This is a genomic window from Geodermatophilus sp. TF02-6 (genome assembly GCF_003319115.1).
Taxonomy (GTDB): Bacteria; Actinomycetota; Actinomycetes; order Mycobacteriales; family Geodermatophilaceae; genus Geodermatophilus.
On record NZ_QOHF01000014.1, the window covers coordinates 67,151 to 79,411 of the forward strand.

Here is a 12,261-nt window from a genome sequence, read left to right on the forward strand (position 1 = left end):
CAGCCAGGGGCTACCCGGCGTCGGCGATCGTGCAGATGACCGCGCCGCTGCTGACGGTGGCGCCGACCTCGGCGGACAGGCCGGACACGGTGCCGGCCTTGTGCGCGGTGATCGGCTGCTCCATCTTCATCGCCTCGAGGACGACCACCAGGTCGCCCTCGGCCACGCTGTCGCCGTCGGAGACCGCGACCTTGACGATCGTCCCCTGCATCGGGCTGGTCAGCGCGTCCCCGGAGGTACCCGACGCGCCGTGCCCGCCGCCGCGCCTGCGCGGCTTGGCGCCGGGAGCCGCGGCCGGGGCGCCGCCGCCGACGGCGAGGCCGGCGGGCAGGGAGACCTCGAGCCGGCGTCCGCCGACCTCGACGACGACGGTCTGCCGCGGCTCTGGGTCCGCGTGCTCGGCCGGGGCGGCGGAGTACGGCGGGACCCGGTTGTCCCACTCGGTCTCGATCCAGCGGGTGTGCACGCGGAACGGCTCGCTGGTGAACGCCTCGTCGCGGACGACGGCGCGGTGGAACGGGATCACCGTGGGCATGCCCTCGACGACCAGCTCGTCCAGCGCCCGGCGGGCCCGCTCGAGCGCCTCCCGCCGCGTCGCGCCGGTGACGATCAGCTTGGCCAGCATCGAGTCGAACGCCCCGACCACCTCGCCGCCGGTCTCGACGCCGGAGTCCCAGCGCACGCCCGGACCCTGGGGGATCTCCAGGAGGGTCACCGGGCCGGGCGCCGGCATGAAGCCCCGGCCGGCGTCCTCGGCGTTGATCCGGAACTCGATGCTGTGCCCGCGCGGGGTCGGGTCCTCGGTGATCTGCAGCGGCAGGCCCTCGGCGATGCGGAACTGCTGGCGGACCAGGTCGATGCCGCTGGTCTCCTCCGAGACCGGGTGCTCGACCTGCAGCCGGGTGTTCACCTCGAGGAAGGAGATCGAGCCGTCGGTGCCGACCAGGTACTCCACCGTGCCGGCCCCGGTGTAGCCGGCCCCCCGGCAGATCGCCTTGGCCGAGGAGTGGATCCGGGCCCGCTGCTCGTCGGTGAGGAACGGCGCGGGCGCCTCCTCGACCAGCTTCTGGTTGCGCCGCTGCAGCGAGCAGTCGCGGGTGCCGACGACGACGACGGTGCCGTGCGTGTCGGCGAGCACCTGCGCCTCGACGTGCCGCGGCCTGTCGAGGAACCGCTCGACGAAGCACTCGCCCCGGCCGAAGGCCGACACCGCCTCGCGGACGGCGGAGTCGAACAGCTCGGGGATCTCCCCGATCGTGCGGGCCACCTTCAGGCCGCGGCCGCCGCCGCCGAACGCCGCCTTGATCGCGACCGGCAGGCCGTGCTCCTCGGCGAAGGCGACGACCTCCGCGGCGCCGCTCACCGGGTCCGTGGTGCCGGGGACCAGCGGGGCACCGGCCGCCATCGCGATGTGGCGGGCCCGGACCTTGTCGCCGAGCGCGACGATCGCCTCGGGGGAGGGGCCGATCCAGGTCAGCCCGGCGTCGATGACCGCCCGCGCGAACTCGGCGTTCTCGGAGAGGAAGCCGTACCCGGGGTGGACCGCGTCGGCGCCGGACCGCTCGGCGGCGTCGAGGACCTTGTCGATGACCAGGTAGGAGTCGCCGGGCGTCGTCCCCCCGAGGGCGAACGCCTCGTCGGCCACCCGGACGTGCAGCGCGTCCCGGTCGGGCTCGGCGTACACCGCCACGCTGGTCAGCCCGGCATCCCTGCACGCGCGGGCCACCCGCACGGCGATCTCACCGCGGTTGGCGATCAGGACCTTCTGCACCGGTTCGTCCTCCTCCGGGTCCATGGGGTCGACAACGGGCTCCTCAGCGGCGCCAGAGGTCGGTGATGGTCAGTCCGCGCCTGCCCAGCTGGGTGCGCAGCGTGGCCAGCGAGAGCCCGACGACGGCCGCGGGGTCGCCGTCCACCCGGCGGACGAACGGCGCGCCCAGCCCGTCGAGGGTGAAGGCGCCGGCGACGGCCAGCGGTTCGCCGGTGGCGAGGTAGGCCTCGATCTCCTGCGGCGTCGGGGTGGCGAAGTGCACCACGGTGGAGACGACGGCGACGTCCCGCGCGACCACCTCGCCGTCCCGGACGTCGAAGAGCGCCTGGCCGGTGTGCAGCACGCCGCTCCTGCCGCTCATCCGCTGCCAGCGGTCGCGGGCGTCGTGCGCGTCGGCCGGCTTGCCCAGGGCCTGCCCGCGGAACTCCAGCAGCGAGTCGGCGCCGACGACCAGCGCGTCGGTCTCCCGCTCGGCCACGGCGGCGGCCTTCGCCGCCGCCAGCAGCGCGACCTGCTCGCCGACCCGCGGCGCGCGCACGGTCGACTCGTCCACGTCGCTGACCACGACCTCGGGCGTCAACCCGGCCTGGCGCATCAGCGCCAGCCGGGCCGGCGACGCCGAGGCCAGCACCAGACGGCGGTCCACGCTCATGCCTCCTCGCCGGCGCTCGTCGTCCGCGTGCGCGGCTCTGCTGTGCTGTCGCACGAACTCGTACGCTCGGTCACGCGAACCGCCCGGACGCGCGCCAGCCACCGGGGCCGGGGCGCAGTGCTGTGCGGTGGGCGTCGCCGAACGAGGCCCAGGTCCCGACCGGGGTGGGCCGGCGGTGCGGGCGACGCTGCGCGAGCGCGGCCACGACGACGGTGAGGGCGGCGAGCTCCTCGGGCGTGGGGCCGCCCCGGACCACCCGCACGAGAAGGACCCCGTCCTCCCCACCCTTCGCACGCTCAGGGTGGGACCCGGGACGGGGCCGGGGCTCGCTCACAGCGGGATGTTCCCGTGCTTCTTCGGCGGCAGCGTCTGGCGCTTGTTGGCCAGCAGGCGCAGCCCCTTGGTGACCTCGATGCGGGTCTCCGAGGGCCGGATCACCTGGTCGACGTACCCGCGGTCGGCGGCGACGTAGGGGTTGAGCAGGGTGTCCTCGTACTCGGTGATCAGCTCGGCGCGGCGGGCGTCGGGGTCGGCGGCGTCGGCCAGCTCCCGCCGGTAGAGGATGTTCACCGCGCCCTGCGCGCCCATGACGGCGATCTGCGCCGTCGGCCAGGCGAGGTTGAGGTCGGCGCCGAGGTGCTTGGAGCCCATGACGTCGTAGGCCCCGCCGTAGGCCTTGCGGGTGATCACGGTGATCTTCGGGACGGTGGCCTCGGCGTAGGCGTAGATCAGCTTGGCGCCGCGGCGGATGATCCCCTCCCACTCCTGGGAGGTGCCGGGGAGGAACCCGGGGACGTCGACGAAGGTCAGCACCGGGACGTTGAAGGCGTCGCAGGTGCGCACGAACCGGGCCGCCTTTTCACTCGCTGCGATGTCGAGTGTGCCGGCGAACTGGGTGGGCTGGTTGGCCACCACCCCGACCGGGCGGCCCTCGACCCGGCCGAAGCCGACGACGATGTTGGGTGCGAACAGCGGCTGCACCTCGAGGAACTCGCCGTCGTCGAGCACGTGCTCGACGACGGTGTGCATGTCGTAGGGGGTGTTGGCCGAGTCGGGGATGAACGTGTCGAGCTCGCGGTCGACGTCGGTGACGGCGTCCGGCGTGGTGTCGACCGGCGCTCCCTCGAGGACGGGCAGCGGGTCGAGGTTGTTGCTCGGCAGGTAGGACAGCAGCGCCTTGACGTAGTCCAGCGCGTCGGCCTCGTCCGAGGCCAGGTGGTGGGCGACGCCGGACCTCGTGTTGTGGGTGCGCGCCCCGCCGAGCTCCTCCAGCGTGACGTCCTCACCGGTGACGGTCTTCACCACGTCGGGGCCGGTGATGAACATCTGGCTGGTCCGGTCGACCATCACGACGAAGTCGGTGAGCGCGGGGGAGTAGACGTGGCCGCCGGCCGCCGGGCCCATCACCAGCGAGATCTGCGGGACGACGCCGGAGGCGTGCACGTTGCGCCGGAAGATCTCCGCGTAGAGACCGAGGGAGACCACGCCCTCCTGGATGCGCGCGCCGCCGCCCTCGTTGATCCCGATGACCGGGCAGCCGTTGCGCATCGCCAGGTCGAGGACCTTGACGATCTTCTCGCCGTAGACCTCGCCGAGGCTGCCGCCGAAGACGGTGACGTCCTGGGAGAAGACGCACACCGGGCGGCCGTCGACGGTGCCGTAGCCGCTGACGACGCCGTCGCCGAAGGGACGCCTGGCGTCCATGCCGAAGGCGGTGGAGCGGTGCCGGGCGAACTCGTCGAGCTCGGTGAACGACCCCGGGTCCAGCAGCGCCTCGATCCGCTCGCGGGCGGTCATCTTGCCCGCGGCGTGCTGCTTCTCGACGGCGCGCTGCGAGCCCGCGTGCGTGGCCTCCTGGACCCGGCGCTCGAAGTCGGCCAGCTTGCCGGCGGTCGTGTGGACGTCGATCCCGCCGGACGCGGGCTCGCCCGCGCTCTCCAGTTCAGCCGCGCTCACAGGTTCCGTAGCGTAGGGGAGTGCCCGGACCGTCGCCGTCCCCCTCCGCGGACCCCGCCCGCGCCCCCCTCGACGGGGCGGCGCTGGCAGCCGCGCTGACGGCCGGCAGCTCGCTGTGGCGGTCGGTCGAGGTGGTCGGCGAGGTCGGTTCCACCAACGCCGTGCTCCTGGCCGGAGCAGCCGACGGCGCCGCCGAGGGAACCGTGCTGGTCGCCGAGCACCAGGCGTCCGGCCGCGGGCGGCTGGACCGGACCTGGACCTCGCCGCCGGGCGCGGGGATCACCGTCTCCTTCCTCCTCCGCCCCGACGTCCCCGCCGCCCGCCGCGGGTGGCTGCCGCTGCTCACCGGCGTGGCGCTGGCCGAGGCCGTCGGCGAGGTGCCCGGGGTGCGGACCTCGCTCAAGTGGCCCAACGACCTGCTCGCCGCCGACGGCGCCAAGCTGGCCGGCATCCTCGCCGAGATGCGCGACGGCGCGGTCGTCGTCGGGGTGGGGCTGAACGTCTCCACCCGCGCCGACGAGCTCCCCGAGGCCGGTACGTCCCTCGTGCTGGCCGCCGGGCGCCCGGTCGACCGGGCCGCGGTGCTGCTGCAGTTCCTGCGCGGCTTCGAGCGGCGCCACCTGTCCTGGGCGCAGACCCTGGGCGACCCGGTGGCCAGCGGTCTGGCCCGCGACTACCTGGCCTGGTGCTCGACGGTCGGGGCGACGGTCGCGGTCACGCTCCCGGACGGCTCGACCCTCGAGGGGGTGGCGGAGTCGGTGGACTGGGACGGCCGGCTCGTCGTCCGGACGGCGGAGGGGACGGTGGAGCTGGCCAGCGGCGACGTGCGACACGTCCGGACACCCGCGGGCGGACCGTGATCGCGAGCTCACCCTGAGCCATCCTGGGGCGGTGCCCTACCCGGACGAGCTGCTGGCCGAGGACGAGGAGGTCGTCCGCCACCTGCACCCGCACTGGCTGACCGTCTCCGGGCCCGTCCTCGCCCGTCTGCTCGTGGTCGGCGCGGCCGCGACATCGCCCTGTCCCGCATCGGCGACGTCTCCTACCGGCAGACGCTGTGGGAGCGACGGGTCCGTCCCCGGCGTGCCTGGACCGCCCTGTCGGTAACCCGACCTACCCTGCGCGCCCATGCGGCTGCTGCACACCTCGGACTGGCACCTCGGCCGCTCGCTGCACGGCGCGGACCTGCTCCGCGAGCAGGAGGCGGTGCTCGGCCGCCTGGTCGACGCGGTGGTGGCCGAGTCGGTCGACGTGGTCGTGGTGGCCGGTGACGTCTACGACCGCGCGGTGCCCTCGGCCGACGCGACCGCCGTCCTCGACCGGGTGGTCGGCCGGCTGCTGCGGGCCGGGGCGAGCGTCGTCCTGACCCCGGGCAACCACGACTCCGCGCGCCGGTTGGGCACCTTCTCCGGCCTGCTGTCGGTCGCCGGTCTGCACGTGCGCGCCGCGACCGCCCGCCTGGACGAGCCGGTGCTGCTGCACGACGAGCACGGCGAGGTGGCCGTCTACGGGCTGCCCTACCTGGAGCCGGAGATCGCCCGCCACGAGCTCGGCGTGCTGGGCGCGCGCAGCCACGAGGCGGTGCTGACCGAGGCGATGCAGCGGGTGCGCGCCGACCTGTTCCTGCGGCCCGGCGCGCGCTCGGTCGTGCTGGCGCACGCGTTCGTCGGCGGCGGGGTGCCCAGCGACAGCGAGCGCGACATCTGCGTCGGCGGGGTCGACCTGGTGCCCGCCCCGGTGTTCGACGGGGTCGACTACGTGGCCCTGGGCCACCTGCACCGGCCGCAGACGATCACCCCGCGGCTGCGCTACAGCGGCTCGCCGCTGGCCTACTCCTTCGGGGAGGCCGGACAGGACAAACAGGTCTGGCTGGTCGACCTGGACGCCGCCGGGCTGGCCGACGTCCGAGCCCTCCCGCTGCCGACGCCGCGCCGGCTCACCGTGCTCACCGGCACCCTGGCCGAGCTCCTCGCCGACCCGGCCCACGCGTGCGTCGAGGGGCACTTCGTCTCCGTCCGGCTGACCGACGCCGTCCGTCCCTCCGACCCGATGCGCCAGCTGCAGACCCGCTTCCGCCACTGCGTGCACCTGGAGTGGACCGGCGGCGGGGGCGGGAACGGGCGCAGCTACCAGGAGCGCATGCGCGGCCGCAGCGACCTCGAGGTCGCCGGGGAGTTCGTCACCCACGTCCGCGGCGGGGCCGCCGCCACCGCGGCGGAGCGGGAGCTGCTGGTCCGCGCGCTGGGTGCCCAGTACCGGGAGGAGCTGGCCCGGGAGGAGCTGACCCGGTGAGGCTGCACCGCCTCTCGCTCACCGCGTTCGGGCCGTTCGCCGGCACCGAGGCCGTCGACGTCGACGACGTCGCCCGCGACGGGTTGTTCCTCCTCTGGGGGCCGACCGGCGCCGGCAAGACCACGCTGCTCGACGCCGTCGTCTTCGCCCTCTACGGCACCGTGCCCGGCGCCCGCGGCGAGGAGAAGCGGCTGCGCAGCGACCACGCCGACGCCGCCACCCGCACCGAGGTCTGCTGCGAGCTGACCCTCGCCGGCGAACGGCTGCTGGTCACCCGCCGGCCCGAGCAGACCCGGCCGAAGAAGCGCGGCGCGGGGGAGACCACCGAGCAGGCGCGGCTCACCGTGCAGCGCCGGGACGGCGCCGGGTGGGTGCCGGTCAGCACCCGCATCGACGAGGGGTCGGAGTACCTGCGGGTGCGCCTGGGCCTGACCGCGGAGCAGTTCTGCCAGGTCGTGCTCCTGCCGCAGGGCGACTTCGCCCGGTTCCTCCGCGCCGAGCCGGAGGACCGCGCCCGGCTGCTGCGCACCCTCTTCGACGTGGGCCGCTTCGCCCGGGCCGAGGAGTGGCTGGCCGGCGAGCGGCGCGCCGCCGAGGAGGAGCTGCGCGCCGACCGGCACCGGATCAGCACGCTCGTGCACCGGGTCGCCCAGATCGCCGACGTCCGGGTGCCCGAGGAGCTGGCCCCCGAGCTGGTGGGCGCCCAGCCGGGGACGTCGGTGGACGCCTGGGTCGGCGCGGTGCGCGCCCGCGCCGCCGACGACCTCGCCCGCGCCGTCGCCCTCGCCGAGGACGCCGCGGCGCACAGCGCCCGGTCCGACGCCGAGCTCGCCGCCGCCCGCGCCCTGGCCGACCGGCACGCCCGCCGGGACCGCGCCCGCGAGGAGCTGGCCCGGCTCGGCGCCCGGGAGGAGCAGCTCGCTCCGCTGCGGGCCCGCGCCGACGCCGGACGGCGGGCCGAGGCGCTGCGCGACGTCCTGGAGACCGCCGACCGCACCGCGCTCGCCGTCGAGGCCGCGGCGGCGACCCTGGACGCGGCGCGCACCGCCTGGGCGCAGGTGGCCGGGAGCCGGGTCGCCGACGGGGTGGTCGCCCGCGAGCTGCGCGACTCCGCCGCCGCGGCCCGGGCCCTGGTGCCCGAGGCCGACCGGGCCCGCGGGCTGGACCGCGAGGCGACCCGGCTCGCCCGGGAGGTCGAGGAGCTCACCGCCCGCTGCGCGGAGGGTGCCCGCGCCGTGCAGACCTGGCCCGACCGGGTCGCCGAGGCCCAGCGGCGGCTCGACAGCGCCCTGGCCGCCGCCGCCCGGCTGCCCGGCGTGACCGCGGCCGAGGAGACCGCCCGGACGGCGCTGGCCGCGGCCGTCCGCGCCGGACGGGTCGCGGCCGACCTCGACGCGGCGCGGGCCGCGGCCGACACCGCCCGCACCGCCTGGCTCCAGGCCCGCGAGACCCTCGTCGAGCTGCGCGCCGCCCGGCTCGACGGCATGGCCGCCGAGCTGGCCGCCGGGCTCGTCCCCGGCGCCGACTGCCCGGTCTGCGGGGCCACCGAGCACCCGCGGCCGGCCACGCACGACGGGCCGCGGGTCGGCGCCGACGACGAGGAGCGGGCCCGCGCCGCCGTCGACGCGGCCGAGGAGCGGGCCACGGCGACCCGCCGGTCCGTCGAGGAGGCCGAGCGCGAGCTCGCCGTCCTGCGCGCCCGGGCCGGGGAGCTGCCGCCGGACGAGCTGGCCGCCCGTGCCGAGCGGGCCCGGGCCGAGCGGGACGACGTCGCCGCACTCGCCGGCGCGGTGGACGCGGCCCGCCGCCACCTGGCCGAACGTGGGGCCGGCCGGGACGCCGCCGCCGCGGCGCTCACCGCCGACCGGGAGGAGCTGCAGCGGCGCACCGCCGAGCAGGCGGCCCGGCAGGAGGCGCTGCGCGAGCTCACCCGGCGGCTCGACGCCGCCCGCGGGGAGGACGCGGACCTCCCGGCGCGGGTGCGGCGGCTGACCACCGCCGCCGAACGCTGCGAGGCCGTGGTGGCGGCCGAGGTCGAGCGGCTGCGCGCGCGGGCCGCTGCCGACACCGCCCGGGCGGCGGCCGAGGAGCGCGCCGCCGCCGCGGGCTTCGCCGACCCCTCCGCCGCCGGCGCCGCGCTGCTGGGCAGCGGCGAGCTGACCGGCCTGCAGCAGCGGCTGCGGGAGCACGACGAGGCCCGCTCCGTCGTCGCCGTCACCCTCGCCGACCCCGACCTGACCGACCTGGCCGACCGGCCGGACGTCGCGGCCCTGCAGGAGCGCTGCGCGCGGCTGACCGCCCGGCGGGAGGAGGCGGTCGCCGCTCTCGGCCAGGCCCGCCGCTGCTCGGCCGCCCTCGACGCGCTGGCCGGCGAGGTCGTCGCCGCCGAGACCGAGCTCGCCGAGCGCCGCGCCTGGGCCGGGCAGGTCGCCGGCCTGGCCGACCTGGTCAACGGCCGCGGCGCCAACACGCTGCGCATGCGGCTGCAGTCCTTCGTGCTCGCCGCCCGGCTGGAGCAGGTCGCCGAGGTCGCCAGCCGGCGGCTGCAGGAGATGTCGGGCAACCGCTACACGTTCTGGCACAGCGACGCCCAGGCCCGCCACGGGGCCCGCGGCGGGCTGGGCCTGGACGTGTTCGACGAGTACACCGGCACCCGTCGCCCCACCAAGACCCTCTCCGGCGGGGAGAGCTTCATGGCGTCGCTGGCGCTCGCCCTCGGGCTGGCCGACGTCGTCACCGCCGAGGCCGGCGGCGTGCAGATGGACACCCTGTTCGTCGACGAGGGGTTCGGCACCCTCGACGCCCAGGCCCTCGACGCGGTCATGGACGTGCTCGACGAGCTGCGCCGCGGCGGGCGCACGGTCGGCGTCATCAGCCACCTCGAGGAGCTGCGCATCCGCATCCCCACCCGGCTCGAGGTCGTCGCCGGTCGGCACGGGTCGCGCCTGGCCGGCTGAGCCCCGCCTGCCGAGCCTCGCCTGCCGAGCCCCGCCTGCCGACCCCGCCTGCCGAGCCCTGGTGGACGCCCGGTCCGCTGCGGCTGACGCCACGGGGACGGGTGGGACGGGCGGGGACCGTGGTACCGCGTCCTCCCGTCGGACCACCCCGAGTGCCGTCTTGCACACTTAGAGTGACCCAGTGGCCCTTCCTCTCGCTGTGGAGCCGGGGAGCCCACCCGGCCTGCAGGCGGACCGCGCGGGCATCGGCGTCCGCCCCGACCACCGGGGCGGGCTCCCCGATGTCATCGACGTCCTGCTCGAGGGACGCCGCATGGTGTCCCTGCGCACCGACGCGGGAACCCGACGCCCGGACGGGACCGTGTGGTTCCACTGGCCGGCAGCGCTCTCGGCCCGGCTGGCGGGAACTGCCTCGGTCGTGGTGCGGGACCCGCTGTCCCGGCGGGTCCTCGGCTCCGGGGAGGCGACCTTCGGCGGCACGTCCGCCCGCCTGGACCTGCGCAACCACCAGGGACGCTGGCTCTCGGTGAACAAGTGGAGCCGGCTGGCACCCAGCTTCGACGGCCTCGACGCGGCTGCCCGGCACGCCCTGCAGGACCGGCTGCTGGACCGCCTCGGTGCCGTGCAGGACGTCCTCGAGGACCTCGGCCTGCGGCCCTTCGTCTGCTACGGCACGCTGCTCGGGGCCGTGCGTGAGGGAGACCTCATCGCGCACGACGACGACGCCGACCTCGGCTACCTCTCCTCCCACGAGCACCCGGCGGACGTCGTCCGGGAGAACCTCGAGCTGGAGCGGGCGCTCCGGGCGCGCGGCTTCCCCCTCGTCCGGCACAGCGCCGGCCACCTGCAGCTCGTCTTCGACGACGGGGAGGGGACGCAGGACCACTACATCGACGTCTTCACCGCCTTCGTGGTCGAGGGCCGGACGTACCTGTGCTTCCAGGTCGGCTGCGACGACCTGGACCTGCGGTCCCTGTCCGAGGTGACCGTCCGGGGACGCCGGTTCCCCGCGCCGACCGCGGCCGAGCAGCTGCTGGCCGCGACCTACGGGCCGGGCTGGCGGACCCCCGACCCCTCCTTCTCCTTCACCACGCCGCACGCCGTGCGGTCTCGACTGCGGACCTGGATCGGAGAGTTCAACGTGCACCGGAACCACTGGCAGGACTTCTACTCCAGCCCCGACGTCGACAGGGTCCCGGCGGCGGAGTCCGCCTTCGCCGGGTGGGTCGCCGAGCGCCTGCCCGCCGGTGCCGGCGTCCTGGACGTCGGCACCGGAACGGCCAGGGACGCCCGCTTCTTCGCGCGCGCCGGGCGTCCGGTGCACGCCGTCGACTACTCGGCAGCGGCCGTCGAGCGCGGCCGGGCCCGCGCGCGGACCGAGGGCTGGGCAGCCGACTTCGACGTCGTCAACCTCGCCGACCTGCACCAGGTCGGCGAGCTGGTCGCCCGGCTGGACCCCTCGGTCGGCTGGCACCTGTACGCACGCTTCCTCCTGCACGCGATCGACGACCAGGCGCGGGGCAACCTGTGGACGCTCGCGGCCGCGGTGGCCCGTCGCGGCGGCGAGTGCTGGTTCGAGTTCCGCACCGCCCGCGACGAGCGGGCAGAGCACGCCTTCGGGGAGCACTTCCGCCGGTACCTCGACCTCGAGGAGGTCGTGATCGAGGCCAAGGAGCGGGAGCTGCAGGTCGTCGACTCCCACGAGGGCCGAGGCCTGGCCGTGTACGGCGACGAGGACCCCTGGGTGGCCCGCCTGCGCCTGGGAGCCGTGTGATGCCAGCCCGACGGCTGGCCGGGGCCGCGGTGCGCCGCCTGGCCCCGCGCACGGTGCAGGCGCTGGAGACGGTGCCGGTCCTGGCGGAGGAGGTGCGCGCACTGCACGCCGAGCTCACCGAGCTCCGCCGGCGGACCGAGGAGGTCCGCGCGGAGGTGCAGCGCGGCGCCGGCCGCGTCGACGGCCTGGACCAGGCGCTGGCCGAGCTCGACTCGGACCTGGCCGAGTCGCGGCGGCTGTCCTTGCGCGTGGCGCAGGTGACCGACCTGGTGTTCGAGCGGCTCCTGGCCACCCCCGAGCGGGCGGAGAGCTCCTGACGGTCCGGTGGGCCCGGCCCCGACGGGCCGGGTCCGACCGTCCGATCAGGCGGCGGAGCGGGCTCCCCTGGCCGGGCTCGAGGGAGCCGCCAGGGCCACCGCCGGGAAGACCCACCGGCGGTAGGCGAGGTACCGGATCACCGTGCCGAGCGCGATCGACGCGACGTTGGCGACCTGCAGCACCAGCGGGCTCTCCTGGCCGAGCCCGTGCCGGACGAACGCCACCATCGCCAGGCCCTGGAGCAGGGTAGCGCCGTTGACGACGGCGAAGACCGTGTACTCCCGGCGCAGCCCGGTCCGGGCCCGGTGGGAGAACGACCAGTAGCGGTGCCCCAGGTAGGCGAGGGTCATCGAGACCAGCGTCGAGACCAGCTTGGCCGTCACCGCGGGGACGCCGGCCCGGGCGTAGAGCACCTGGAACAGGCCGAGGTCGATGACGAAGCAGACCGCGCCGACGACCCCGAAGGCACTGACCTCCTTCAGCAGGAGGCGCCAGGTCGTGCCGACCCGCCGACGCAGCGTTGCGATGAAAGGCACGACAA

Annotated in this window: 10 protein-coding genes; 5 read left to right on the forward strand and 5 right to left on the reverse strand. The window is 76.0% G+C overall.

What is annotated here, in order from left to right:
* Window positions 1–10: 10 nt before the first annotated feature.
* From DQ238_RS13975 to DQ238_RS13990, 4 genes are all read right to left on the reverse strand, one after another.
* Window positions 11–1,771: a biotin carboxylase N-terminal domain-containing protein gene (locus DQ238_RS13975; protein ID WP_199506347.1), complete on the reverse strand. Its 1,761-nt coding sequence runs from the start codon at window positions 1,769–1,771 to the stop codon at window positions 11–13.
* A 43-nt stretch (window positions 1,772–1,814) separates the two neighbouring features.
* Window positions 1,815–2,423 carry a nucleoside triphosphate pyrophosphatase gene (locus DQ238_RS13980; RefSeq protein ID WP_113781878.1) on the reverse strand — a complete coding sequence of 203 codons (609 nt, stop codon included), beginning with the start codon at window positions 2,421–2,423 and terminating at the stop codon, window positions 1,815–1,817.
* A 70-nt stretch (window positions 2,424–2,493) separates the two neighbouring features.
* Window positions 2,494–2,685 carry an acyl-CoA carboxylase subunit epsilon gene (locus tag DQ238_RS13985; RefSeq protein WP_233495954.1) on the reverse strand — a complete coding sequence of 64 codons (192 nt, stop codon included), beginning with the start codon at window positions 2,683–2,685 and terminating at the stop codon, window positions 2,494–2,496.
* Between the two features lie 68 nt (window positions 2,686–2,753).
* Window positions 2,754–4,379 carry an acyl-CoA carboxylase subunit beta gene (locus tag DQ238_RS13990; protein WP_113781880.1) on the reverse strand — a complete coding sequence of 542 codons (1,626 nt, stop codon included), beginning with the start codon at window positions 4,377–4,379 and terminating at the stop codon, window positions 2,754–2,756.
* A gap of 20 nt (window positions 4,380–4,399) precedes the next feature.
* Here DQ238_RS13990 and DQ238_RS13995 point away from each other — a divergent pair, with 20 nt between their 5' ends.
* From DQ238_RS13995 to DQ238_RS14020, 5 genes are all read left to right on the forward strand, one after another.
* Window positions 4,400–5,239: a biotin--[acetyl-CoA-carboxylase] ligase gene (locus tag DQ238_RS13995; protein WP_113781881.1), complete on the forward strand. Its 840-nt coding sequence runs from the start codon at window positions 4,400–4,402 to the stop codon at window positions 5,237–5,239.
* A gap of 268 nt (window positions 5,240–5,507) precedes the next feature.
* On the forward strand, window positions 5,508–6,671 hold the full coding sequence (locus DQ238_RS14005) for an exonuclease SbcCD subunit D (protein WP_113781882.1): 1,164 nt from the start codon (window positions 5,508–5,510) through the stop codon (window positions 6,669–6,671).
* Window positions 6,668–9,628 (forward strand): AAA family ATPase, encoded by a 2,961-nt coding sequence (locus tag DQ238_RS14010; RefSeq protein ID WP_113781883.1) that lies wholly within the window; start codon window positions 6,668–6,670, stop codon window positions 9,626–9,628. Before DQ238_RS14005 ends, DQ238_RS14010 begins: the two co-directional genes overlap by 4 nt.
* Before the next feature lie 181 nt (window positions 9,629–9,809).
* Entirely contained in the window at window positions 9,810–11,402 is a 1,593-nt protein-coding gene (locus tag DQ238_RS14015; protein ID WP_147263077.1) for a class I SAM-dependent methyltransferase, read from the forward strand.
* Window positions 11,402–11,719 (forward strand): DUF6752 domain-containing protein, encoded by a 318-nt coding sequence (locus DQ238_RS14020; protein ID WP_147263078.1) that lies wholly within the window; start codon window positions 11,402–11,404, stop codon window positions 11,717–11,719. The genes DQ238_RS14015 and DQ238_RS14020 overlap by 1 nt, the downstream gene beginning before the upstream one ends.
* A 45-nt stretch (window positions 11,720–11,764) precedes the next feature.
* Here DQ238_RS14020 and DQ238_RS14025 read toward each other — a convergent pair whose 3' ends face one another.
* On the reverse strand, window positions 11,765–12,256 hold the full coding sequence (locus DQ238_RS14025; protein ID WP_113781886.1) for a GtrA family protein: 492 nt from the start codon (window positions 12,254–12,256) through the stop codon (window positions 11,765–11,767).
* Window positions 12,257–12,261: the final 5 nt, after the last annotated feature.